Consider the following 22,462-nt stretch of genomic DNA (forward strand, 5'->3'; position numbering starts at 1 on the left):
CAGCGCGGCGAGAACGCCTCTGGATTTATCGCCCAGCCTGTGATGCGATCCGGCCCCAACTGGAGCCCGCCATGCCACCGACCATCAGAACCACCAAACTGCCCTCCGGCGAAGCCGTTCAGGTGCTTGGCCAGGGCACATGGAAGATGGGCGAAGATTCCCGTCGCCGCGCCGATGAGGTGAATGCCCTCAAGCTCGGCCTCGACCTCGGCATCACGTTGATCGACACCGCCGAAATGTATGCCAGCGGCGGTGCCGAGGAGGGGGTGGCCGAAGCCATTGCCGGGCGCCGCGACGAGACCTTCCTGGTCTCGAAAGTGCTACCGTCGAACGCCTCGCGCGCGGGCGTGCAGCGGGCCTGCGAAAACAGCCTGAAACGCCTGCGCACCGACCGCATCGATCTCTATCTCTTGCATTGGCCCGGCAGCGTGCCATTGACGGAAACCGTCGCGGCCTTCGAGGCCCTGAAAAAGGCCGGCAAGATCCGCCACTGGGGCGTCAGCAATTTCGACACCGACGAGATGGAAGAGCTGATCGGCCTGCCCGATGGCGGCAATGTCCAGACCAACCAGGTGCTCTACAATTTGGTCCGGCGTGGCCTCGAATTCGATCTGGCGCCCTGGAGCCGGCAGCGCGGCATCCCCTTGATGGCCTATTCTCCGGTCGAGCAGGGTGCGTTGGCGCGCAATGCCAGGCTCGAAGCCATCGCCGGGCGCCACAATGCGACCCCAGCGCAAATCGCCCTGGCCTGGGTGATGCATCAGGAGGGCGTCATCGCCATCCCGAAGGCCAGCAGCGAGGAGCATGTCCGCCAGAATGTCGCTGCGCTCGACATCAAGCTTGCGCCGCAGGACATCGCCGATCTCGACCGCGCCTTCCCGCCACCAGCGCGCAAGCGCGGGTTGGAGATGATCTGACTACGTCCCCGCCAACCCCTTCAGCCGGTAGAGCGCTTCCAGCGCCTCGCGTGGCGTCATTTCGTCCGGGTTGATGTCGCCGAGTGCCGCCCCCAGCGCGTCGCTCTTGACCGGCTTCGGCGCTTCTCGCTTCACCGCCACCGAAAACAATGGAAGATCGTCGACCAGCCGGTTGGTCTTGCCCGAAACTTCGCCCTCTTCCAGTTGGTGCAGCACTTCCTTGGCCCGGTCGACCACCGCTTCCGGCAGGCCGGCCAGCCGCGCCACCTGCACGCCGTAGGAGCGGTCGGCGGCACCCTTGCCGACCTCGTGCAGGAAGACGACGTCGTTTTCCCATTCCTTGACCCGCATGGTGACGTTGGAGAGACGCGCCAGCTTGCCGGCCAGCGAGGTCATTTCGTGGAAATGGGTGGCGAAGATTGCCCGGCAGCGGTTCTTCTCATGCAGATATTCGACCGCCGCCCAGGCGATCGACAGGCCATCGAAAGTGGCGGTGCCGCGGCCGATCTCGTCGAGGATCACCAGTGCGCGCTCGCCGGCCTGGTTGAGGATCGCTGCCGTCTCGACCATCTCGACCATGAAGGTCGAGCGGCCGCGCGCCAGATCGTCCGAGGCGCCGACACGCGAGAACAGCCGGTCGACGACGCCGATATGGGCCGATGTCGCCGGCACGAACGAGCCGGTCTGGGCCAGGATGGCGATCAGCGCGTTTTGCCGCAGGAATGTCGATTTACCGCCCATGTTCGGGCCGGTCAAAAGCCAGATCGCGCCGTTCCGGGCAGCTCCCTCCGGCGACAGGTCGCAATCATTGGCGACGAACGGGCCTTCGCCGGAGCGGCGCAAGGCCTGTTCGACCACCGGATGCCGCCCGCCCGTAATCTCGAAGGCAAGGCTCGAATCCACCACCGGCCGGCACCAGGCTTCGCTTTCCGACAGAAGCGCGAGCGCCGCGGAGACATCGAGCACGGCCAGCGCATCGGCGCCGGCACGGATCTTCTCCGCTTCGCCGACCGCTTCCGTCGTCAGCGCCTCGAAGGCGGCCAGTTCGATGTTGAGCGCCCGGTCGGCGGCATTGGCGATCTTGGTCTCGAGCTCGGCAAGCTCGGTCGTGGTAAAGCGCATGGCGTTGGCCATGGTCTGGCGGTGGATGAAGCGCGCCTTGGCGCCATCGCTGCCGGTCATCACAGCATGGTGGTTGGCGGTCACCTCGATATAGTAGCCGAGCACATTGTTGTGCCGGATTTTCAGCGAGCGGATGCCGGTCTCGTCGATCAGCGAGCGTTCCAGCCCGGCGATCACCTTTCGCGATTCGTCGCGCAGCGCCCGCATCTCGTCGAGATCGGCATGGTAGCCGCCACGAACGAAGCCGCCGTCGCGCTTGAGCAGCGGCAGTTCGTCGCCAAGTGCCTGCATCAGATGCTGCGAAAGCGCTTGGGGCAGTGCATGGATGGCGGCCAATGCCGCCGCAAGTTCCGGGGGCAGGGCGGTCGCGGCAAAGATTTCGGCGATCGCGCCTGCCGCCTCGAAGCCGGCGCGCAGCGCGCCAAGGTCGCGCGGCCCACCCCGGTTGAGCGCCAGCCTGGACAGCGCGCGGGGCATGTCGGCAACGCTCTTCAGGCTCGACCGCACCGCCTGGCAAAGTCGCGTTTCGGAACGAAAGAACGACACTGAGTCCAGCCTGGCGCCGATCGCCGCCGGGTCGGTCAGCGGCGCCATCAGCCGGTCGGCGAGCAGCCTTGCGCCGCCGCCGGTCACCGTGCGGTCGATCGCCTTGAACAGCGAGCCTTCGCGGCTGCCCGACAGCGTGCGCAGCAGTTCCAGATTGCCGCGTGTCGCCGGATCGATGAACAGGGTCGAACCCTGCTCCTCGCGTTCGGGCCGCGACAGCGGCGGGCGCTCCGCTTTCTGCGTCTTCTCGACATAGGCAATGGCGCCCGAGATCGCCGACAGTTCGGCGCGCGAAAAGGCGCCAAAACTGTCCGGCGTCGCCACATCGAAGAAGCGGGCGATGCGCCCTGTCGCCGACGCCGAATCGAACAGTGACGGTGGTTGCGGGCTGGCGACGCGGCCGAGCACGTCGAACACCGGCTTCAGCTCCGGATCGTGGAACACTGGCTCGGCAACGATCAACTCACGCGGATCGACACGGAAGATGTCAGCCAAAAGCCGGTCGGCGGTGGTGTCGGTGACGCGGAAGGCGCCGGTCGAGATGTCGATCCAGGCCAGCGCAAAGGAGTGGTCCGCTCCGCCTTTCACCCGCCCCAGCGCCATCAGGAAGCTCGATTCCGACGGCGCCAGCAATTTGTCCTCGGTGATGGTGCCTGGTGTCACCAGCCGCACCACATCGCGGCGCACCACCGATTTGCCGCCGCGTTTCTTCGCCTCGGCCGGATCCTCGATCTGTTCGCAGACGGCAACGCGGAAACCCTGGCCGATCAGCTTCTGCAGATAGTCGTCAGCAGCATGCACCGGCACACCGCACATCGGAATGTCGAGCCCTTGATACTTGCCGCGCTTGGTCAAGACGATGCCCAGCGCCCGGCTTGCCTTCTCGGCATCGTCGAAGAACAGTTCGTAGAAATCGCCCATGCGATAGAACAGCAGCGAATCCGGGTTTGCCGCCTTGATCTCGATGAATTGCTCGATCATCGGCGTGGCGCCGGCGTGGGCGGTCGGCACCGGCGTCATCGCCTCGGGGGCGTCTGGCTCGTTCGGGCTGTGCATGTTCATGCGCCGCACGCTAGCAGATGTGATCGCGCGGTTTAATGCCGGGGCTTCGAAAAACAGGGGACGACCGGGACGGCAGGATGCCCGCAATCGCGCGTACCAACCGCGATTCCGCACGCTGGCAGTTTACACGCGGCGGCGCGTGGTCTTAATTCGGTCCGACACAAAGCACCCGCTTCAACGAGGTGCTGCACCGGTGAGGAAATCAAGTACATCATGGCCAGGAAAACCGAGAACAGCGGTCCGTCCGTCAGTGCGCAGGAAGCGCTCGAATTCCACGCCATGGGTCGGCCGGGCAAGCTGGAGGTCGTCGCCACCAAGCCGATGGCGACGCAGCGCGACCTCAGCCTCGCCTATTCGCCTGGTGTCGCGGTTCCGGTCCTGGCCATCGCCGAAGACCCCTCGCGCGCCTTCGACTACACGACGCGCGGCAATATGGTCGCAGTCATCTCCAACGGCACAGCCATTCTCGGTCTCGGCAATCTCGGCGCGCTGGCCTCCAAGCCGGTGATGGAGGGCAAGGCGGTGCTGTTCAAGCGCTTCGCCGATGTCGATTCCATCGACCTCGAGGTCGACACCGAGGACGCCGACGAGTTCATCAACTGCGTGCGTTTCCTCGGGCCCTCCTTCGGCGGCATCAATCTCGAGGACATCAAGGCGCCGGAATGCTTCATCATCGAGCAGCGGCTGCGCGAATTGATGGACATCCCGGTCTTCCATGACGACCAGCACGGCACCGCGATCATCTCCGCCGCCGGCCTGATCAACGCGCTGGAGATCACCGGCCGTGACATGAAGACCACGAAAATGGTCTGCAACGGCGCCGGCGCCGCCGGCATCGCCTGCATCGAGCTGATGAAGGCGATGGGCTTTTCGCCGGAAAACATCATCCTATGCGACACCAAGGGCGTGGTTTTCCAGGGCCGCACCGAAGGCATGAACCAGTGGAAGTCGGCGCATGCGGTGAAGACCGAGGCGCGCAGCCTCGCCGAGGCGCTCGACGGCGCCGACGTCTTCCTCGGCCTCTCCGCCAAGGGCGCGCTGACCACCGCCATGGTGCAGTCGATGGCCAAGAACCCGATCATCTTCGCCATGGCCAATCCCGATCCGGAAATCACGCCGGAGGAAGTGGCCGAGATCCGCACCGACGCCATCATGGCCACCGGCCGTTCGGACTATCCGAACCAGGTCAACAACGTGCTCGGCTTCCCCTATATCTTCCGCGGCGCGCTGGATGTCAGGGCAACCACCATCAATGACGACATGAAGATCGCCGCCGCCCAGGCGCTGGCGGCACTGGCGCGCCAGGACGTGCCCGACGACGTCGCCGCCGCCTATCAGGGTAATCGGCCGAAATTCGGCCCCAACTACATCATCCCGGTGCCGTTCGACCCGCGCCTGATCTCGGCCATTCCGATTGCGGTCGCCAAGGCGGCGATGGATTCAGGCGTCGCCCGCAAGCCGATCCTTGACCTCGACCGTTACGCGCAGGAACTGTCGGCCCGCCGCGACCCGATCGCCTCGACCCTGCAGCGCATCTACGACCGCGTGCGCCGCCAGCCCAAGCGCATCGTCTTCGCCGAGGGCGAGGAGGAACAGGTCATGCGCGCCGCCGTCTCCTATGTGAACCAGAAGCTCGGCACCGCCATCCTGCTCGGCCGCGACGACGTCATCAAGGAAAACGCCAAGCACGCCGGCATCGATCTCAACAAGCAAGGCATCGAGATCATCAATGCAAGGCTGTCGCGCCGCAACGGCATCTACACCGACTACCTCTACGAGCGCATGCAGCGCAAAGGCTTCCTGTTTCGCGACTGCCAGCGGCTGATCAACAACGATCGCAACCACTTTGCCGCCTGCATGGTGGCGCTGGGTGACGCCGACGGCATCGTCACCGGCGTCACCCGCAACTATTCGACCGCGCTCGACGACATCCGCCGCGTCATCGATGCCAAGCCCGGCCACCGCGTCATCGGCGTCTCGATCGTGCTGGCGCGGGGCAAGACCGTGCTGGTCGCCGACACCGCCGTGCACGATATGCCGAACGCCGAGCAGATCGCCGACATCGCCGAGGAGGCGGCAGGCTTTGCCCGCCGCATGGGTTATGAGCCGAGGCTCGCCATGCTCGCCTATTCCACCTTTGGCCATCCGCAGGGCGAACGCTCCGAGCGCGTCCAGGAAGCCGTGCGCATCCTCGACAAGCGCCGCGTCGATTTCGAATATGACGGCGAAATGGCCGCCGACGTCGCCCTCAACGCCCGCGCCATGGCGCAATATCCGTTCATCCGCCTGACCGGCCCGGCCAATGTGCTGATCATGCCGGCGTTCCACTCGGCCTCGATTTCGACCAAGATGTTGCAGGAACTCGGCGGCTCGACGGTGATCGGGCCGCTGCTGGTCGGCCTGAACAAGCCGGTTCAGATCGTGTCGCTGAATGCCAAGGACAGCGATATCGTCAACATGGCGGCGATCGCGGCGTACACGGCGGGGACTTGAGGGGCTGGCCTCAGCGGTGAGTCCGCGAGGCGTTCAGCCCGGCGCGAATACGCGCGCGGCCTCGACGACCTCGTCCACCTGATCCTGCCGCAGCAAGTCGATCGGGACGCGGCCGTCGAGCTGCGCCGAGGGCCGCGTCAGCCACAGCCATGCGAGCCTCGGATTGGTGATCAGGGATAGCACGTCGCGAATGCCTGCAACCGGCCGGCCGTCGACGAACTGCGCCAGCGGGAAGACATGTTTGCGGCCGCCCTTGCGCAAGGCGATGACCTCACCCCGCCGCTGCCAGCGGTGCAGGGTCGAGCGGGCGATGCGCAGATGCTCTTCCAGATAGGTCGAACCGGCGACGCGGCCGGCCCAGTCCTCGATCAGCATCGATTCGAGATCGTCGGACTTTGGCAGCGAAGGAGGCTCGACATCGGCCAACGGGGTCGTCGGCGGATTTGTCACGCCGGCAATACCGGCTTCGCTGCGGCGCGCGGCTTCCGCCGCCAGCGCGCGCACGAATTTCGACGCCAGGCCGGGCAGGTCGGCATGGATGGCGTCGATGGCGCGCCGGTGCTTCGGTGACAGCAAGGTGACGGCGGACGCTATGCTGCCGGCGATCTTGCCGACCGAGACCATGGTGGGCTTGTTGATGGCCTCGTCATAGTGGGCAAGTGCACGTTCGACGTCTTCCGCGACCATCTCCGCGAAGTCGTCCTGCTTGAGGCCCTGGATTTGAAATCTGTTCATGCATCTGTCTTCTGGCCGCGCGCTCCCCCTCAGCTGCGGCCGATTGTTGAACTTCTAGTGCGGAAAACGGAAATCGCGGCGGCAACGAATCCTGCCGCCCGACAGCATGCTGTCCAGCATTTCTTGACACCCCAACTGACTGAGGGCGCACCGAAATGTCAGTCGCGGGACGCCCAGATTGCGTGTAGGTGCGATGTATGACAACTGCGCGACGGTGAGGGGCGGCAGCTTGACGGTTGTTAAAGCAATCCCGCCTGCTCAGCCTCGCGGCGCAGATTCTGCCGGGGCCTGGGGCCGATCTGCTGGATCACCAATCCGGCCGCCAGTGAGCCAAGGTCGCCGCAGGTTTGCAGGTCGCGGCCTTGCGTGTAGCCATGCAGGAAGCCGGCGGCATAGAGATCGCCGGCGCCCGTCGTGTCGACCAGTTCCTTGATGGCGGTCGCCTTGATCACCACCGTCTCGTCGCCGCGCACGATCACGGAGCCTTTTTCCGAGCGGGTCACGGCGGCGATCCGGCAATCCTTGCGGATCTGCGCCAGCGCCTCGTCGAACGAGGATGTCTGGTAGAGCGATTTGATCTCGTGGCTGTTGGCAAAGACGATGTCGACCGTGCCCGAACGCATCAGCTCGAGGAATTCGTCGCGGTAGCGGTCGACGCAGAACGAATCCGACAGCGTCATCGACACTTCGCGGCCTGCTGCGTGCGCCAGCTTCGCCGTCTGGCGGATCGCTTCCTTGGCGCGCGGCGGGTCCCACAGATAGCCTTCGAAATAGGTGACCTTGGCGCCAGAAGCCTTATCGGCCTCGACATCCTCCGGCCCAAGCTCGACGCAGGCGCCGAGATAGGTGTTCATCGAACGCTCGCCGTCAGGGGTGACGAAGATCATCGACCGCGCCGTCGGCGGCTCGCCCTTGAGCGGCGTGGTGTCGAAGGCGACGCCCTGTGCATGGATGTCGTGGGCGTAGATTTCGCCCAGCGCATCGTTGGAGACCTTGCCGAAGAAGGCGGCGCGGCCGCCGAAGCTGGCGACGCCGGCCGCCGTGTTGCCGGCGCTGCCGCCGGACGCCTCGATCGCCGGGCCCATGCGGCTGTAGAGCAGTTCGGCGCGTTGTGTGTCGATGAGGTTCATCGCGCCCTTGATGATGCCGTTGGTCTCGAGGAATTCCTCGTCGCACTGGGCGATGATGTCGACAATGGCATTGCCGATGCAAAGCACGTCATAATCCGGCATCAAAATCTCCGCCAAAAACCCGAGCCGGCTTCTTGCCACGCCGGCCCGGCGCGGGTCTAGCGATTTGAAACCGGTTTGCCTAGGGCGTGACACGCAACTTTGGCGGAACAGGCAAAGGGGCATCAGCCGCGAGGCGCTATGACAATTCGACCGTGGCCGAAGCATTTCATCGCCGCACCGCCTATAAGCCTGGATCAGACGATCCCGCTTCGAAGGCGAGCCAGCCCCCAATGTCTACAAAAAGCATGTCGACGAAGAACGAGCCTGCAAAAAACGATCTGACCACCGACCTGGTACTGCTCGTCGTGCTGGCAGTGCTCTGGGGCGCCTCCTACACCTTCATCAAGATCGGCGTCGAAACCATCCCGCCGGTCACCTTCATTGCCGCCCGCACCCTGATCGCCGGCGGCATCCTGTTGGCCATCATCCGCTGGCGCGGGCTCGCCTTGCCGGGCGATGCTGCAAGCTGGCGCCGCTTCGCCTTCCAGGCCTGCCTCAACAGCGTTATTCCGTTCACCCTGATCGCCGCGGCCGAACGCTCGGTCGATGCCGGCCTCGCCACCATCCTCAACGCGACCTCACCGATCTTCACCTTCCTCTTGACCGCGCTCATCACCCGCCACGAGCCGGTCACCTTGCGCAAACTGATCGGTGTGGGCGCCGGCATTGCCGGCATCTGCCTCATTATCGGCACGCAGGCGCTGGGTGGCCTCGGTCATGAATTGTGGGCGCAATTGGCAATCGTCGCCGCGACGGTCTGCTATGCCGGGGCCGCCATTTTCGGCCGCGGTTTCAAGGGCCTCGACCCAATGCTACCGGCCGCCGGTTCCATGCTGTGCGGCGCCGTCATCCTCGTGCCGCTCAGTCTGGTGTTCGACCAGCCGTGGACGCTGGCGCCATCGACCGCGTCGATCCTGGCCCTGCTCGGCCTGTCGGTCTTTTCCACCGCGCTGGCCTTCGTTATCTATTTCCGCCTCATCCACACGCTGGGTTCGGTCGGCACCACCTCGCAGGCCTATCTGCGCGTGCCGATCGGCGTCGGCATCGGCGCTCTCTTCCTCGGCGAAAGTCTTGGTTCGACGGCATGGCTGGGCATGGGTTTTGTCGTGGCCGGGGTCGCTGCCATGACCATCCCGGTTCGAAAGCCGGCGTTTGCGCGGTAAACGCCAGCCCGCTTGTGCTCATGGCCTGCGCTGCCTATCTCGGAAGCATCCGCCTTTTAGGCGGCGTCCGCTAACCGGGGGTGTGACAAGGTGATTTTCGACGCTGCCCGCGCTGCGGCCCTCGAGCTGATTTCGCCTCCCTTCCGGGCCGTGTTCGTCAAGACGCTGGGCTTGACCGTGCTGGCACTGGTGGCTCTGTGGTTCGGCCTGACCAGCCTCGTCGAGTGGCTGGCGCTGCCGTGGCTGCAGACGCTGTTGCCCGGCATGCCGTCCTGGGCCGGGTGGCTCGGCGGCATCATCGCGGCAATAGCGCTTGCCTTCGGCATGGCGTTGCTCATCGCGCCGGTGACGGCTGTTGTCGCTGGCCTGTTCCTCGACGATATCGCCGAAGTGGTCGAGCGCACCGACTATCCCGGCGATCCGACCGGCCGCGCCATGCCGGCGCTGCGCTCGCTGGTGCTGTCGGCGCGATTCCTCGGTGTCGTCATTCTCGGCAACATCGTCGCGCTGCTGCTTCTCTTGGTGCCGGGCGTCAACATAGCCGCCTTCTTCATCGTCAACGGCTATCTGCTCGGGCGCGAGTTCTTCGAATTCGCCGCCATGCGCTTTCGCGGCGAAGACGAGGCCAAGGCCTTGCGCAGGCACTATGCCGGCACAGTGTTTCTCGCCGGGCTGCTCATCGCCGCTTTCCTCGCCGTGCCGTTGCTCAACCTGCTGACGCCGCTGTTCGCCGCCGCCATGATGGTGCATCTGCACAAGGCGATCTCGGTGCGGGAAGTGGCTCGCTCCTCGCGCCGCTGAGCATTTTCTTCAGCGCAACAGGAATCCGCGTCCGAGCTCGTCGTCCGCTTCGACGATGAATTCGGCCCGCCCGGAATAATAGGCGCGGCCGCCGACGCGGGCGATGATCGCCTCATGCCGTCCAGCCTTCGCCGTCCGCGCCACGGCTCCGGAAAAACGCGAGCCGGCGATGCTCTCGAATGTGCGCGTCTGTCCGATCGCGATCTCGCCCTTGGCATGCATGGCCGCCAGCCTTGCGGTGACGCCGGAACCGGTTGGCGAGCGATCGACCTCGGCTTCGGCGAAGACGCAGATGTTTTTGGTCACCTCGCCGGAAAATGTGTCGCGGCCGTCGGTCAGGATGGTGCCGTATAGGTAGGCTAGGTCGCCGTGGTCGGGATGCGACAGCGGAAATTCAGCCTTGAGCCTGTCCGTCAGCCCCGTTGCCGCATCGACGAAATCGCGCATCCGGCTTCTGCCGAATTCGAGCCCGAATTGGTGACAATCGGCCAGCGCGTAGAAGGCGCCGCCATAGGCGACGTCGAAGCCAATCGTGCCGTGGCCCGCCAATTCGATCGCCTGTCCACCGGCGAAAAGGAAGGCCGGCACGCTTTCGAACGAAACCGCACCGGCCTTGCCGTCCCTGACCTCGACCGAGGCGACGACCAGCCCGCACGGCGCCTCGATATTGACTGTCGTGACTGGTTCCTGTTTCGCCACCAGCCCTTCATCGATGGCGTAGCGGCCGAGCGCGACGATGGCGTGGCCGCACATCGTGGAATAACCCTCATTGTGCATGAACAGCACGGCGAGGTCGGCGCCGGGCAGGTCCGGCTCGACCAGCAAGGCGCCATACATGTCGTAATGGCCGCGTGGCTCGAACATCAGGATTTTCCTGAGATGATCGAGATGGTCGCGCACATAGGCGCGCTTTTCCAGGATCGTGCCCTTGGGGATACCGGGATAGCCGCCGGTGACGATCCTCAGCGGCTCGCCGCCGGTATGCATGTCGACCACGGTCAGCGTCATGCGACGGGCCCCATTAATCCGAAGATTTGCCGAAGAGGGCCTGCAATTTGCTGAACGGCATGGCGGCGCGGGTGAAGCCGAAGGTGCCGTCTTGCTGGATTTCGCGTGCCGCCGTTTCCAGCATGCCGTAGGCGAAATTGGTCAGCCACGGCCCGAGCGAGATACGCTTGACGCCGGCCATGGCGAGATCGGCGATGGTAAAGCCCGGTACCGCCATGACATTGACCGGCTTGCTGACGGCAGAGCAGAGCGTGCGGATCATCTCGACGTTGCCGATGCCTGGCGCATAGAGTACGTCGGCGCCGGCCTTCTCGAACGCCTGCAGCCGCTTGATCGTGTCGTCGAGGTCGGACTTGCCCCAGAGGAAGTTCTCGGCCCGCGCAGTGAAGACGAAATCGCGTTTCAGGGCCCGCGCCGCTTCCACGGCCGCCGCAACGCGTTCGACGGCGTGCGCAAAATCATAGATCGGCTTGTCCGGATCGCCGGTGTGGTCTTCGATCGAGCAGCCGGCAAGGCCGGCAGCTTCCGCCGCGAAGATGGTTTCGGCGGCCTGCTCGGCGCTGTCGCCCTTGCCTTTCTCGAGGTCGGCCGAGACCGGCAGGCTGGTCGCCGCGGTCACTTCGCGGCAATGGTGGATCATCTGGTCGAAGGTCACCGCGCCGTCCGGCAGGCCGCGCGAAAAGGCAAAGCCGGCGCTGGTCGTCGCCAGCGCCGTGAAGCCGAACGAGCCGAGCAGCTTGGTCGTGCCGATATCCCAGGGATTGGGCACGACGAAGGTCGAGGCATGCAGGTCGCGAAAGATCTTGCCCTTGTCCATGGTAGTTCCCCATCATATGCGGTGTGGCCGAGCGGATTTTATCCTGCTCCATCTGGCCGGGCAAACGAATGCGGTTGGTTCAGAAGCGTTTGGCGTTCTCTCCTGCCAAATTGTTCAGCGCGTCGGAATCCTTGGCGTAGTGCGACGTTGTCTTGTCCCAATGATAGGTGACGGAGATGTCGTGAGATTCAGGTTTGGGCGGCTGGTCATCGCAGCTTTCGTCGTTCACGACGGTGGCATCGGTCACCGTTACCTTGATCGCCGCATGGCGTCGGCCCTCTGCGATGGCTTTAAAGGCAACGTCCTGCGTCCGGCTATAGGCACACACGTGCTCGTCGAACAAATAGATGATGTCGATCAGCTTCAACTTGTCCCTGGCGACCATAATCAGCGGGACGATCATATAGTTCTGGTTTGAATTGGAATGCGAACTCTCGATCATGAGGATATCATCATTGGCGCCGATGCCGAGCTTGCCGGGTTCGCGGAAATAGGTGCTGCGGTCGAGGGCGACATTGGCGGCGTCGAGCAGCCTTGGTTTGCCCGTAATGTCGTAGAGCGCTAGCACCGCATAGCCTTCTGCGCTGTCTGAGGAATCGCCGAGATCGAACAGCATGGTCAGGCGGTCCTTGCCTCCCGCCTTGATGGCAAGCACGGAGGCATTGGAAAAGCCTGAGGTTTCGGGCGGCGAGCCGCCGCTGTCGGGTCCCTCGATATGGCGCATAGCGATCGGCAGCCCGCCCCTGTAAAAGCCATTCTTGTCGGCGGCGAGGTCTGGAATGATCATCCTGGCGAGGTCGAGATAGGTGATGTCTTTTTGGCCGGGCAGTGGGCTGCCGAGCTCCGGAAGGCTGGCGTCTTGCGCGCCGGCTGCGGTCCACAGCAATGGCAGCAGCATCACGGCGAGGATGAAGCGAAGCAGGTTCGTCGGCATGGTCGCCTCAGGGTGTCGGGCGCGCGGAACGTAGCACAGCCTCCCAACCCGTCCAGTCCGTCAGCCAGCTCAGTGGATCGGCACCAGCCCGGCCAGTTCGCGCATGTCGTCGAACAGGATGCCGCCGGCCTGGATAAGGCCGTCGCGGTCGGAATAGGGATCGGCGTGATAGGAAAACACCCGCATGCCGGCCGCGATGCCGGCCTGCGTGCCAGCGACGCTGTCCTCGATGACGATGCAGTCGGCAGGTGCAAAGCCCACGGTTTTCGCAGCATGCAGGAACAGGTCCGGAAACGGCTTGCCGCGCGCGACCATCGTCGAGGAAAACATCGCGTGTTCGAACAGCGGCAACAGCCCGGTCTGGCCAAGTGTGATGTGCATCTTCGACACCCGGGCCGAGGTGGCGACGCAATAGGCGATCCCGGCTGACCGCACGGCCTCGACGAATTCGCGGACATAAGGGATTGCTTCGACGCCGTGGGCGAACAGGTCTGGCAGGCCGGCGTTCCAGCGATCGACAAAATCGGCGCCAAGCCTGACGCTGGTCTTTTCTTCGATCTCTTTCTGCACCGACGCCATGCTGCGGCCGGAGAAATTCTTGCGGCAATATTTGAAGCTTGTCGGATAGCCGGCAGCGGTCAGCCATTCGGCAAGGCGCCGATTGGCCAGGTTCTCCGTATCGACCAGGATCCCGTCGCAGTCGAAGATGACAAGTTTAGGCAGTTCAGGCATCAGGCGGTGCCGGTCGATCCGAACCCGCCCGCGCCGCGCGCCGTGCCGCCGGCCAGGTTGCGCTCTTCCACGGCGGCTTGCGTCACCGCGGCAAAAACGATCTGGGCGATGCGCATGCCGCGCGTCACGGCAAAGTCCTCATCGCCGAGATTGATCAGCAGGACCTTCACCTCGCCGCGATAGTCGCTGTCGATGGTGCCGGGCGTGTTGAGGACGGTCAGCCCATGCTTGAAGGCAAGGCCCGAGCGCGGCCGCACCTGGCCTTCCATGCCTTCGGGAATTTCCAGGATCAGCCCGGTCGGCACCAGAGCGCGTTTTCCGGGCAGGATCAGCAGCGGCCGGTCGTCCGGCACCGCGGCGCGCAGATCCATGCCGGCAGCACCGGTGCTTTCATAAGCAGGAAGGGGAAGTCCTTCAGCATGCGGCAACCTGACGAAGCCGACGGTCGGACCGATGACGGAGGGAGTTTGAAGGGCTGCGCGCATAAAATCGATCCTATCGGCGCGAACGGCGATTCGGTCAACTCGCCCGCAAGCCTATCAACGGCTTTCTTTCAGGCATCAGTATGGCCTGAGGTGTGTTGAGATTCAGGTCAGGCCGAGTCGAAACCCGTCGTTTGCAGGCCGGCATCACCTGAATATCGACATATCTTAGCGCACTTCCATCGGAACCACCGTCGTCTCCTTGATCTCTTCCATCACGAAAGAGGCGGAAACATCAGACAGCGCCACCTTGGCGATCAGCCGCTGGTAGAGCCGGTCATAGGCCTTCACGTCGGCGACGCGGGCGCGCAGAACGTAGTCGAGGTCGCCGGACATGCGGTAGACGCCGATGATCTCGGGAAAGCCGGTCACCGCCGCCCGGAATCTCTGCAGCCACTCCGGATCGTGGTTGGACGTGCGGATCAGGATGAAGACGGAAAGGCCAAGCCCGAGCTTTTCGGCATCGACCAGCGCCACCCTGCCGGTGATGACACCGGCCTCCTCCAGCCGCTTCACCCGGCGCCAGCAGGCATTGCGCGACAGCGCCACCCGTTCCGACAACTGGTCGACCGACAGCGTGCCGTCGCGTTGCAACTCGGCGAGCAATTTCCGGTCGATTTCGTCAATTTCCAGCGCCATGTGGGATATTTGTTCCATGCATCACCGAAATACAAGGACATTTTGAGACCGATGAACCGGCGAAGCATGTCAGGATACTCATATCAGGAACTTCAAGCGCTGAAGGGGAACCAGCATGTCGGTCGCAAGGATTTTCACCTCTCATCCGGCCAAGGTCGGCGAAACCTATTTCAGCCACATGGGCTTTGCCGCCTGGTTTTCGTCGCGCCTGTTGATGGCGGCCGGCGCCGCGCTCGTTCATGCTTTCTTGCCATTTCTGTTTGAAACTACCGCCAGCCGAATCGTTCGCGAGCTTTACGAGCGGACGCACAACAGAGGCACGCACGCGACCAAGGAGCCTGCGGCTCTTCCGGATCGCGCCTAGGCGATCCCGCCATCGAGCTTCGTCACCATGACCAGGGACGGGATCAACATTCGGCCTTTTGCTCCGGCCGTGGCGAAGCTGGCGTTGGCCGGGTAGTTGCAAATTGCGGCAACGCCGCGGGCCAGCGCCCCCCTCTGTCCTGCCGGACATCTCCCCCTCAAGGGGGGAGATTGGATGTCGCGACGGCTTTCGCCAATCGCCGACCTTGCGGGACTGAGCGAGGCGCCGAAACTGCCAATCTCCCCACTCGAGGGGGAGATGTCCGGCAGGACAGAGGGGGGCGCCGTAGGGCGTTAACCTATACAGACATCGGCCGACGCTGCCGTCCGTCCGGGTTATTGAGCAAACCGTCCCAACCCGTAAGGCGCGAGCAGCGGATCGCGCTCGCCATCAAGGATTTCGCGAGCGGCAAACAGGCCGACGGCCGGCGCCAGCGTGATGCCGGAATGCATGACGCTGACATAGACGCCGTCCATGCCCTCGGCGCGGCCGATGATCGGAAAACCGTCGATCGGCGTCGGCCGGTAACCGACCGTGTGGAAATCGAGCGCCAGCCCGTCTCCGCCGCGCAGGCTGGCTTTCAGGACCGCGACCAGTTCGCTGGCGGTGGCTTGCGCATCCATGCCGGGGTCGGCGCCGCCGAAATCGGAACCGGCGATGATACGGCCCTCGGCGGTCTGGCGCATATGCAGCCGCTCGGCCAGCACCAGTCCGTTCAGCAGTTTCTCGTAGGGCCGCGAGTGGACGATCAGGCCAGGTGGCGTCTCGAGCGGCAGATTTATGCCGGCGGTGGCGGCAATGCCCGCCGAGCCGACGCCGGCCGCGATCAACACCTCGTCGGTGGCAAGCAGCCCATGCGATGTGTCGACGCCCGAAATCCTGCCGCCTGTCTGGACAAGCGCCGTCACCGTGCTGGAGATGATCCGCGCGCCGCGTCGTTCGGCATCGGCCAGCAGCGCCTTCGTTGCCGCGACCGGCTCGGCAACGCCCTCTTCGGCGACATGCAAAGCGACGTCCGGGAGTTGGGTGAGATTAGGCTCTATACGGGCCGCGCCGGCGCGGTCGACGCGCTCGATGCCGTAGCCCCAGGCCGAATGCTGCGCGGTATAGGCTTCCATGTCGGCCGCCGATAGATCCCAGCACAGGCCGCCGCACCAGTTGAGCGGCAGGCCGGGCACGTCCCGCGCCAGCCGCGACCATTCGGCCATGGCGCGGGTGCGCAGCCGGAAATAGGGCTCCGGATTGCCCCAGGTGGCATTGATCCAGGCAAAGGAGTTCGGCGTGGCGACCCCACCGGCGGCGCTGTCGGCGGCGATGACCGTCACCTGTGCGCCTGCCCTGGTCAGGTGCCAGGCCATGGAAGCACCGATGATGCCGGCGCCGATGACGATCACTTGTTTCACCGCAGCCATGTTCGCTCCTCAAACTCGCCACCCCCTGAGGGACACTCTTCCAGTGCCACCCCCGCTTGCCAACATCGGCAACGCAAATTATTCGGCTTGACATCAATACGTACGTACGTATTATATCGGTATGGCCAGACAATCACTCCGCGAAAACCTCCTTGACGCCGGGTTCCGGACCATCTGGAATTCCGGCTATGCCGCCGCCGGTGTGCGCGACATCGTTGCCGCCGCCGACGCCCGGCCCGGCTCGTTCACCAACCATTTTGCCTCCAAGGAGGAGTTTGCCGGGGAGGTGCTGGACCGCTATTTCGCCTATGTCGGCAAGTTGGTCGAGAAAGCCTTGGCGCAGGACGGCACGCCGCCCATCGGCCGGCTGAGGCGCTACGTCGATGTCATCACCTCGAAGCTTGAGGCGCATGATTGGGCACGCGGCTGCATGATAGGCAATCTCAGCCTCGAGACCGCGGTCCACAGCGAGCCGCTGCGCCTGCAACTCGTCGACATCTTCGAACGCTGGCGCCAGCCCTTCGCCGCCTGCATCGCCGAAGGCCAGGCAGCCGGCGACATCTCCAAGACCTTCGAGGCCGAGGACCTTGCCGACTTCCTGCTGTCGTCTTGGCAGGGCGCCATGCTGCGCATGAAGGTTGAACGTAGCCCCGCGCCGCTCGAGCGGTTCAAGAAAATCATCTTCAGCACAGTTTTTGCAAAGGAGCCGACCCCATGAGTTCGAAAGCCAACATTTCTCAAGCTGGCGTCGCTGCACCGAGACGCTCGCAGATCGCCGTGCTCGATTCGACCATGTCCTATGTCGAGACGGGAGCGTCCGGCCCCACCGTTCTGTTCCTGCATGGCAATCCGACCTCATCCCACATCTGGCGCAACATCATCCCGTATGTCGCGCCGCTCGGTCGCTGCATCGCGCCCGACCTGATCGGCTACGGCCAATCCGGCAAGCCCGATATCGATTATCGCTTCTTCGATCACGTCCGCTATCTCGACGCCTTCCTGGACGTGCTCGACATCCAGGAAGTGGTGTTGGTCGCGCAGGACTGGGGCACGGCCCTGGCTTTCCATCTCGCGGCGCGGCGACCGCAACGCGTGCTCGGCCTTGCCTTCATGGAATTCATCCGACCCTTCGAGCGCTGGGAGGATTTTCATCAGCGCCCGCAAGCCCGCGAAATGTTCAAGGCGCTGCGCACGCCGGGTGTCGGCGAGAAGCTGGTCCTGGAAGACAATGTCTTCGTCGAAAAAGTGTTGCCGGCCTCGGTGCTGCGTACACTGAGCGATGAGGAGATGACCGTCTACCGGGCGCCGTTCCCGACACCGCAATCGCGAAAGCCGGTGTTGCGCCTGCCTCGGGAATTGCCGATCGAGGGCCAGCCCGCCGACGTTGCCGCCATCAGCGAACATGATCATCGCGCACTTCGGCTCTCCACCTATCCGAAACTGCTGTTTGCGGGCGATCCCGGCGCGCTGATTGCGCCGCAGGCCGCACGCGAATTCGCCGCCGGGCTGAAGAACTGCCGGTTCATCAATCTCGGACCCGGTGCGCACTATCTGCAGGAAGACCATGCCGACGCGATAGGCGGCACCATTGCCGGCTGGCTCCCCGAGGTCTTTCAGGCGAGCCGCACGGCCGAATTGGCCTGAAGCAAGCCATGGCTTCCGGCGGCTTCCCTGCCGCCGGACCGGTCGACAGGCCCGCACTGCGCTGCTAGAAGCCCGGCCTGTCACACGGAAATCCCAGAGAATGCCCGAAGCAATAGAAGAAGAAGTGGCGCGCCGCCGCACCTTCGCGATCATCGCGCACCCGGACGCCGGCAAGACCACGCTCACCGAAAAGCTGCTGCTGTTCGGCGGCGCCATCCAGCTTGCCGGCGAGGTCAAGGCCAAGAAGGACAAGATCCAGACGCGGTCGGACTGGATGAAGATCGAGCGTGAGCGCGGCATTTCGGTCGTCACTTCGGTGATGACCTTCGAGTATGAAGACAATGTCTTCAACCTGCTCGACACGCCCGGCCACGAGGATTTCGCAGACGACACCTATCGCACGCTATCGGCGGTCGACTCGGCCGTCATGGTCATCGATGCCGCCAAGGGCATCGAGCCGCGCACGCTGAAGCTTTTCGAAGTCTGCCGGCTACGCGACATCCCGATCATCACCTTCGTCAACAAGATGGATCGCGAAAGCCGCGATCCGTTCGAGATTCTGGATGAGATCGAGCAGAAGCTGGCGCTGGATACGGCGCCGATCACCTGGCCGATCGGCCGGGGCAAGAATTTTTCCGGCACCTACCATCTGGCGCTGAACGCCGTGCGCAGGGGCGACGACGAGAAGGAGCGCACGCCGGTCAACGGTCCCGATTCCAACCGCGTCGCCGGCCTTTTGCCGGAGAACGAGCGCGAGGCCTTCATCGAGGAGCTGGAGCTGGCGCGGGAAGCATGCAGACCCCTTGATATAGAAGCCTTCCGCGAGGGTCACCTGACGCCGGTCTATTTCGGCTCGGCGCTGCGCAATTATGGCGTGCGCGACCTGATCGAGGCGCTCGGCGCTTTTGGACCGCCGCCGCGTGCTCAAGAGGCCGACACCCGCAAGGTCGAGGCGACCGAAGAGAAGATGACGTCCTTCGTCTTCAAGATCCAGGCCAACATGGATCCCAACCACCGCGACCGCATAGCCTTCGTCCGCGTCTGTTCGGGCAAGCTCGAGCGCGGCATGAAGGCCAAGCTGGTACGCACGGGAAAACCGATGTCGCTGTCGGCGCCGCAGTTCTTCTTTGCCCGCACACGCGTCACCGCCGACGAGGCCTTTGCCGGCGACGTCGTCGGCATTCCCAACCACGGCACGCTGCGTATTGGCGATACGCTGACCGAGGGCGAGGAAATCCTGTTCCGCGGCGTTCCGAATTTCGCCCCGGAAATCCTGCGCCGTGTCCGCCTCGGCGACGCGATGAAGGCCAAAAAGCTGAAGGAAGCGCTGCACCAGATGGCAGAGGAGGGCGTCGTGCAGCTGTTTTCGCCCGAGGACGGCTCACCGGCCATCGTCGGTGTCGTCGGCGCGCTGCAACTCGACGTCCTGAAGGAACGGCTGAACTTCGAATACACCCTGCCGGTCGAATTCGAGATGTCGCGCTTTTCCGTGTGCCGCTGGATCTCGGCCGACGACAAGGCCGAGGTCCTGCGTTTCATCGAGGCGCATCGCGGCGACATCGCCCGCGACCTCGACAACGACCCGGTGTTCCTCGCCCAGCACGCCTTCTCGCTGAACTACGAAGCGGAGCGCTGGAAGGCGATCAAGTTTGCCACGATCAAGGACTATCAGGTCCGCGACAGAGCGGCGTAAGTCGCGCTTTTTCCTTCTCCCCGTTCACGGGGAGAAGGTGCCCGAAGGGCGGATGAGGGGCGGCGCGACCCTCGACTATCCTCTGGCAGCTTCCTCTATCTTGGCGATGTCGATCTTGCTCATCTGCATCATCGCCGACATCACGCGGCCGGCCTTGGCCCGGTCCGGATCCAGAAGCAGGCGCGGCAGCTGCTCCGGCACAACCTGCCAGGAGACGCCGAATTTATCCTTCAGCCAGCTGCATTGCGATGGTTGGCCGCCACCTTCGATGAGCTTGTCCCAGAAGTAATCCACCTCTTCCTGCGTCTTGCAGTCGATCGACTGCGACATCGCTTCGCTGTGCTTGAACTGCGGTCCACCATTGAGCGCCTGGAACTGCACGCCGTCGAGTTCGAACGTGGTCACCAACACCTTGCCTGCATCGGCGTGGCCTTCGGGCCAACGCATCACGCTCAGCACCTTGGAATTCTTGAAGATGGAGACGTAGAAGTTCATGGCCTCTTCGGCTCGGCCGTCGAACCACAGGCAGGTGGTGATCTTTTGCATGTCGTGCTCCTCGTGCTGTTTCGGTCGCTGTTCCTGTGAAACGGCTGACTCCGAATATGGTGCCATCTCCTTGCCGTCTGCCCAAGGACGGACATGCAGCGCGCCATCCGACAGTGCCACGCATTTTTTTGAGAGAATCTGGCGCATTGCAAAATTGTGGCCAGACCATACTTGCGCGTCTATAACGCCTGCGGTCCGAATTCAGCTCCGCCGCGCCAACCCCTGGGCTGCGGCCAGCCACCAAGGAAAAAACATGCCTGCCTATCGTTCCCGCACCACCACCCATGGCCGCAACATGGCCGGCGCTCGCGGCCTCTGGCGCGCCACCGGCATGAAGGACTCGGATTTCGGCAAGCCGATCATTGCGGTGGTCAACTCCTTCACCCAGTTCGTGCCGGGCCATGTCCATCTGAAGGATCTCGGCCAATTGGTCGCGCGCGAGATCGAAAAGGCCGGCGGCGTTGCCAAGGAATTCAACACCATCGCCGTCGATGACGGCATCGCCATGGGCCATGACGGCATGCTCTATTCGCTCCCGTCGCGCGAGCTGATCGCCGATTCTGTCGAATACATGGTCAACGCGCATTGCGCCGACGCCATGGTCTGCATCTCCAATTGCGACAAGATCACGCCCGGCATGCTGATGGCCTCGTTGCGCCTCAACATCCCGACCGTCTTCGTCTCCGGCGGTCCGATGGAAGCCGGCAAGGTGGTGCTCGCCGGCAAGACGCAGGCGCTCGACCTGGTCGATGCCATGGTCGCGGCCGCCGACGACAAGATCTCCGATGAGGACGTCAAGGTCATCGAGCGCTCGGCCTGCCCGACCTGCGGCTCCTGCTCGGGCATGTTCACCGCCAATTCGATGAATTGTTTGACCGAGGCGCTTGGCCTGTCGCTGCCCGGCAACGGCTCGACATTGGCGACGCATGCCGACCGCAAGCGTCTGTTCGTCGAGGCCGGCCACCTGATCGTCGATCTCGCCCAGCGCTATTACGAACAGGACGACGAAACCGCACTGCCGCGCAACATCGCCTCGAAGGGCGCTTTCGAGAACGCCATGACGCTCGACATCGCCATGGGCGGTTCGACCAACACCGTGTTGCATATCCTGGCTGCCGCGCATGAGGGCGAGATCGATTTCGATCAGGACGACATCGACGCGCTGTCGCGCAAGGTGCCGGTGCTGTGCAAGGTTGCGCCCGCCAAGTCCGACGTCCACATGGAAGACGTCCACCGCGCCGGCGGCATCATGGCCATCCTCGGCCAGCTCGACAATGCCGGCCTGCTCAACCGCGACCTGCCGACGGTGCATACGTCAACCCTGGGCGAGGCGCTCGACCATTGGGACATTTCCCGCACGACCAGCCAGAGCGTGCGCGATTTCTTCCTCGCCGCCCCTGGCGGCGTGCCGACACAGGTCGCCTTCAGCCAGGAGCGCCGCTGGGACGAGCTCGATCTCGACCGCGAGAAAGGCGTTATCCGCTCGACCGAACATCCCTTTTCCAAGGATGGCGGCCTTGCCGTGCTGAAGGGCAATCTGGCGCTCGACGGCTGCATCGTGAAGACGGCGGGCGTCGATGAATCGATCCTGAAATTCACCGGCCCGGCCCGCGTGTTCGAAAGCCAGGATTCGAGCGTCAAGGCGATCCTGTCCAATGAGATCAAGGCCGGCGATGTCGTCGTCATCCGCTATGAAGGACCGCGCGGCGGCCCCGGCATGCAGGAGATGCTCTATCCGACCAGCTATCTGAAGTCGAAGGGCCTCGGCAAGGCCTGCGCTCTGATTACTGACGGCCGCTTCTCCGGCGGCACCTCGGGTCTGTCGATCGGCCATGCGTCGCCGGAAGCTGCCGAAGGCGGTTTGATCGGACTGGTGCAGGAGGGCGATACGATCGAGATCGACATCCCGAACCGCAGCATCCGCCTGGCTGTCGATGAGGCGGAACTCGCTGCGCGCCGGGCGGCGATGGAGGCCAGGGGCGCCCTGGCCTGGAAGCCTGAGGAAAAGCGCAAGCGCAAGGTGACGACCGCCTTGCGCGCCTATGCCGCCATGGCCACCAGCGCGGCCAAGGGCGCGGTGAGGTTTGTGCCGGAGTGAGGTTTCTTCCTTCTCCCCTGTG

General features: G+C 64.0%; 20 protein-coding genes. 9 read left to right on the forward strand and 11 right to left on the reverse strand.

Going from position 1 to position 22,462, the window contains the following annotated elements:
* Positions 1 to 71 precede the first annotated feature (71 nt).
* Entirely contained in the window at positions 72 to 917 is an 846-nt protein-coding gene (locus EOC83_RS03540; RefSeq protein ID WP_127325918.1) for an aldo/keto reductase, read from the forward strand.
* Here EOC83_RS03540 and mutS read toward each other — a convergent pair whose 3' ends face one another.
* Positions 918 to 3,647: a DNA mismatch repair protein MutS gene (gene mutS, locus EOC83_RS03545; protein WP_063169906.1), complete on the reverse strand. Its 2,730-nt coding sequence runs from the start codon at positions 3,645 to 3,647 to the stop codon at positions 918 to 920.
* 213 nt (positions 3,648 to 3,860) lie between these two features.
* On the opposite strand from mutS, the gene EOC83_RS03550 reads away from it, so the two are divergent.
* Positions 3,861 to 6,140, forward strand: coding sequence for an NADP-dependent malic enzyme (locus tag EOC83_RS03550; protein WP_024501796.1), 2,280 nt, complete (start codon positions 3,861 to 3,863; stop codon positions 6,138 to 6,140).
* A gap of 33 nt (positions 6,141 to 6,173) precedes the next feature.
* Here EOC83_RS03550 and EOC83_RS03555 read toward each other — a convergent pair whose 3' ends face one another.
* Together EOC83_RS03555 and EOC83_RS03560 are read right to left on the reverse strand one after the other, a co-directional pair.
* Entirely contained in the window at positions 6,174 to 6,875 is a 702-nt protein-coding gene (locus EOC83_RS03555) for an antitoxin Xre/MbcA/ParS toxin-binding domain-containing protein (RefSeq protein ID WP_063169907.1), read from the reverse strand.
* 239 nt (positions 6,876 to 7,114) lie between these two features.
* Positions 7,115 to 8,107: an adenosine kinase gene (locus EOC83_RS03560; RefSeq protein ID WP_013528052.1), complete on the reverse strand. Its 993-nt coding sequence runs from the start codon at positions 8,105 to 8,107 to the stop codon at positions 7,115 to 7,117.
* Between the two features lie 230 nt (positions 8,108 to 8,337).
* Between EOC83_RS03560 and EOC83_RS03565 the strand changes: the two genes are divergently transcribed.
* The gene (locus EOC83_RS03565; RefSeq protein WP_050580561.1) at positions 8,338 to 9,270 is read left to right on the forward strand and encodes an EamA family transporter; all 933 of its coding nucleotides are present in this window, start codon (positions 8,338 to 8,340) and stop codon (positions 9,268 to 9,270) included.
* A gap of 90 nt (positions 9,271 to 9,360) precedes the next feature.
* Positions 9,361 to 10,071: a sulfate transporter family protein gene (locus EOC83_RS03570; RefSeq protein WP_063169908.1), complete on the forward strand. Its 711-nt coding sequence runs from the start codon at positions 9,361 to 9,363 to the stop codon at positions 10,069 to 10,071.
* 9 nt (positions 10,072 to 10,080) lie between these two features.
* On the opposite strand, the gene EOC83_RS03575 is transcribed toward EOC83_RS03570, so the two are convergent.
* The 6 genes from EOC83_RS03575 to EOC83_RS03600 all read right to left on the reverse strand — a co-directional run bounded on the left by EOC83_RS03575 (position 10,081) and on the right by EOC83_RS03600 (position 14,683).
* Positions 10,081 to 11,079 carry a proline racemase family protein gene (locus EOC83_RS03575; protein ID WP_024505791.1) on the reverse strand — a complete coding sequence of 333 codons (999 nt, stop codon included), beginning with the start codon at positions 11,077 to 11,079 and terminating at the stop codon, positions 10,081 to 10,083.
* A 13-nt stretch (positions 11,080 to 11,092) separates the two neighbouring features.
* Positions 11,093 to 11,896 (reverse strand): oxaloacetate decarboxylase, encoded by an 804-nt coding sequence (locus tag EOC83_RS03580; RefSeq protein WP_024505790.1) that lies wholly within the window; start codon positions 11,894 to 11,896, stop codon positions 11,093 to 11,095.
* A 79-nt stretch (positions 11,897 to 11,975) separates the two neighbouring features.
* Positions 11,976 to 12,830: a hypothetical protein gene (locus tag EOC83_RS03585; RefSeq protein ID WP_013528047.1), complete on the reverse strand. Its 855-nt coding sequence runs from the start codon at positions 12,828 to 12,830 to the stop codon at positions 11,976 to 11,978.
* A gap of 69 nt (positions 12,831 to 12,899) precedes the next feature.
* Positions 12,900 to 13,562 carry an HAD family phosphatase gene (locus tag EOC83_RS03590; protein ID WP_063169909.1) on the reverse strand — a complete coding sequence of 221 codons (663 nt, stop codon included), beginning with the start codon at positions 13,560 to 13,562 and terminating at the stop codon, positions 12,900 to 12,902.
* Positions 13,562 to 14,047 (reverse strand): dUTP diphosphatase, encoded by a 486-nt coding sequence (dut, locus tag EOC83_RS03595; RefSeq protein WP_013528045.1) that lies wholly within the window; start codon positions 14,045 to 14,047, stop codon positions 13,562 to 13,564. The genes EOC83_RS03590 and dut overlap by 1 nt, the downstream gene beginning before the upstream one ends.
* Before the next feature lie 165 nt (positions 14,048 to 14,212).
* A complete protein-coding gene (locus EOC83_RS03600) occupies positions 14,213 to 14,683 on the reverse strand; it encodes an Lrp/AsnC family transcriptional regulator (protein ID WP_013528044.1) in 471 nt (156 codons plus the stop codon).
* A 115-nt stretch (positions 14,684 to 14,798) separates the two neighbouring features.
* Between EOC83_RS03600 and EOC83_RS03605 the strand changes: the two genes are divergently transcribed.
* A complete protein-coding gene (locus tag EOC83_RS03605) occupies positions 14,799 to 15,047 on the forward strand; it encodes a DUF6356 family protein (protein ID WP_063169910.1) in 249 nt (82 codons plus the stop codon).
* Between the two features lie 335 nt (positions 15,048 to 15,382).
* On the opposite strand, the gene EOC83_RS03620 is transcribed toward EOC83_RS03605, so the two are convergent.
* Entirely contained in the window at positions 15,383 to 16,459 is a 1,077-nt protein-coding gene (locus EOC83_RS03620) for an FAD-binding oxidoreductase (RefSeq protein WP_063169911.1), read from the reverse strand.
* A gap of 121 nt (positions 16,460 to 16,580) precedes the next feature.
* Here EOC83_RS03620 and EOC83_RS03625 point away from each other — a divergent pair, with 121 nt between their 5' ends.
* The 3 genes from EOC83_RS03625 (at position 16,581) to EOC83_RS03635 (ending at position 19,796) form a co-directional block, all read left to right on the forward strand.
* Positions 16,581 to 17,177, forward strand: a complete 597-nt coding sequence (locus tag EOC83_RS03625; RefSeq protein WP_063169912.1) for a TetR/AcrR family transcriptional regulator — start codon at positions 16,581 to 16,583, stop codon at positions 17,175 to 17,177.
* On the forward strand, positions 17,174 to 18,103 hold the full coding sequence (locus EOC83_RS03630; RefSeq protein ID WP_063169913.1) for a haloalkane dehalogenase: 930 nt from the start codon (positions 17,174 to 17,176) through the stop codon (positions 18,101 to 18,103). The genes EOC83_RS03625 and EOC83_RS03630 overlap by 4 nt, the downstream gene beginning before the upstream one ends.
* Before the next feature lie 100 nt (positions 18,104 to 18,203).
* On the forward strand, positions 18,204 to 19,796 hold the full coding sequence (locus EOC83_RS03635; protein WP_013528039.1) for a peptide chain release factor 3: 1,593 nt from the start codon (positions 18,204 to 18,206) through the stop codon (positions 19,794 to 19,796).
* A 75-nt stretch (positions 19,797 to 19,871) separates the two neighbouring features.
* On the opposite strand, the gene EOC83_RS03640 is transcribed toward EOC83_RS03635, so the two are convergent.
* On the reverse strand, positions 19,872 to 20,342 hold the full coding sequence (locus tag EOC83_RS03640) for a VOC family protein (RefSeq protein ID WP_063170452.1): 471 nt from the start codon (positions 20,340 to 20,342) through the stop codon (positions 19,872 to 19,874).
* A 253-nt stretch (positions 20,343 to 20,595) separates the two neighbouring features.
* Here EOC83_RS03640 and ilvD point away from each other — a divergent pair, with 253 nt between their 5' ends.
* Entirely contained in the window at positions 20,596 to 22,440 is a 1,845-nt protein-coding gene (gene ilvD / locus EOC83_RS03645; protein WP_063169914.1) for a dihydroxy-acid dehydratase, read from the forward strand.
* Positions 22,441 to 22,462: the final 22 nt, after the last annotated feature.

Origin of the sequence: Mesorhizobium sp. Primo-A, assembly GCF_003997175.1 — a bacterium.
GTDB classification, from domain to species: domain Bacteria; phylum Pseudomonadota; class Alphaproteobacteria; order Rhizobiales; family Rhizobiaceae; genus Mesorhizobium; species Mesorhizobium ciceri.

What these genes read in the sequence shown, in the direction of transcription:
- EOC83_RS03540 (WP_127325918.1), top strand. Translation starts at nt 72, where the DNA reads ATGCCACCGACCATCAGAACCACCAAACTGCCCTCCGGCGAAGCCGTT.
- mutS (WP_063169906.1), bottom strand. Translation starts at nt 3,647, where the DNA reads ATGAACATGCACAGCCCGAACGAGCCAGACGCCCCCGAGGCGATGACG.
- EOC83_RS03550 (WP_024501796.1), top strand. Translation starts at nt 3,861, where the DNA reads ATGGCCAGGAAAACCGAGAACAGCGGTCCGTCCGTCAGTGCGCAGGAA.
- EOC83_RS03555 (WP_063169907.1), bottom strand. Translation starts at nt 6,875, where the DNA reads ATGAACAGATTTCAAATCCAGGGCCTCAAGCAGGACGACTTCGCGGAG.
- EOC83_RS03560 (WP_013528052.1), bottom strand. Translation starts at nt 8,107, where the DNA reads ATGCCGGATTATGACGTGCTTTGCATCGGCAATGCCATTGTCGACATC.
- EOC83_RS03565 (WP_050580561.1), top strand. Translation starts at nt 8,338, where the DNA reads ATGTCTACAAAAAGCATGTCGACGAAGAACGAGCCTGCAAAAAACGAT.
- EOC83_RS03575 (WP_024505791.1), bottom strand. Translation starts at nt 11,079, where the DNA reads ATGACGCTGACCGTGGTCGACATGCATACCGGCGGCGAGCCGCTGAGG.
- EOC83_RS03580 (WP_024505790.1), bottom strand. Translation starts at nt 11,896, where the DNA reads ATGGACAAGGGCAAGATCTTTCGCGACCTGCATGCCTCGACCTTCGTC.
- EOC83_RS03585 (WP_013528047.1), bottom strand. Translation starts at nt 12,830, where the DNA reads ATGCCGACGAACCTGCTTCGCTTCATCCTCGCCGTGATGCTGCTGCCA.
- EOC83_RS03590 (WP_063169909.1), bottom strand. Translation starts at nt 13,562, where the DNA reads ATGCCTGAACTGCCTAAACTTGTCATCTTCGACTGCGACGGGATCCTG.
- dut (WP_013528045.1), bottom strand. Translation starts at nt 14,047, where the DNA reads ATGCGCGCAGCCCTTCAAACTCCCTCCGTCATCGGTCCGACCGTCGGC.
- EOC83_RS03600 (WP_013528044.1), bottom strand. Translation starts at nt 14,683, where the DNA reads ATGGCGCTGGAAATTGACGAAATCGACCGGAAATTGCTCGCCGAGTTG.
- EOC83_RS03605 (WP_063169910.1), top strand. Translation starts at nt 14,799, where the DNA reads ATGTCGGTCGCAAGGATTTTCACCTCTCATCCGGCCAAGGTCGGCGAA.
- EOC83_RS03620 (WP_063169911.1), bottom strand. Translation starts at nt 16,459, where the DNA reads ATGGCTGCGGTGAAACAAGTGATCGTCATCGGCGCCGGCATCATCGGT.
- EOC83_RS03625 (WP_063169912.1), top strand. Translation starts at nt 16,581, where the DNA reads ATGGCCAGACAATCACTCCGCGAAAACCTCCTTGACGCCGGGTTCCGG.
- EOC83_RS03630 (WP_063169913.1), top strand. Translation starts at nt 17,174, where the DNA reads ATGAGTTCGAAAGCCAACATTTCTCAAGCTGGCGTCGCTGCACCGAGA.
- EOC83_RS03635 (WP_013528039.1), top strand. Translation starts at nt 18,204, where the DNA reads ATGCCCGAAGCAATAGAAGAAGAAGTGGCGCGCCGCCGCACCTTCGCG.
- EOC83_RS03640 (WP_063170452.1), bottom strand. Translation starts at nt 20,342, where the DNA reads ATGCAAAAGATCACCACCTGCCTGTGGTTCGACGGCCGAGCCGAAGAG.
- ilvD (WP_063169914.1), top strand. Translation starts at nt 20,596, where the DNA reads ATGCCTGCCTATCGTTCCCGCACCACCACCCATGGCCGCAACATGGCC.